Origin of the sequence: Verminephrobacter aporrectodeae subsp. tuberculatae At4 (assembly GCF_000193225.1) — a bacterium.
Taxonomy (GTDB): Bacteria; Pseudomonadota; Gammaproteobacteria; order Burkholderiales; family Burkholderiaceae_C; genus Acidovorax; species Acidovorax aporrectodeae.
In genome coordinates this window covers 1-413 of sequence record NZ_AFAL01000315.1, presented here as the reverse complement: position 1 = coordinate 413, position 413 = coordinate 1, and the positions used below count along the sequence as shown (strand labels likewise).

The 413-nt window shown below is 74.1% G+C and carries 1 pseudogene; it reads right to left on the bottom strand.

Going from position 1 to position 413, the window contains the following annotated elements:
- Positions 1–413, bottom strand: a pseudogene (locus VTU_RS26285) (apolipoprotein N-acyltransferase); the annotation flags it as partial.

Below are 413 nucleotides of genomic sequence, written 5' to 3'. Positions count from 1 at the left end.
GCCGAGCACCGAGTTGCTGTAGCCCTGCGCGTCGTTCAAGGGAATGCCCAGCAGCGCGGCCTGGGAGCCCTGGGCGTAGTGCTGCCGAAGGCCGTCCAGGTAGCCGGGGGGCAACCGCCCGGGCACCAGGGGGAGTGCCGTTTCCGGCGTCACCACCAGGTCCGCCTTGGCGTTGCGCAGCGCGTCGGCGTACCACTCGAGCGCCACGGCAACGCCGCCGCCGGGCTGGAATTTCTCGTCCTGCGGGATATTGCCCTGGAGCAATGCGAGGCTCAGGACCGGTTCCGGGCGCGGCGTGGTGTCGCACGCGCCGAGCGCGCAGTGCCGGGCCAGCGCAGCGGCGGCGAGCAGCGCCCCGCCTGCGAGCACCAGCGCCCATGCGCGCCGGCTGCGCAGATGCGCGCGGCGCGCCT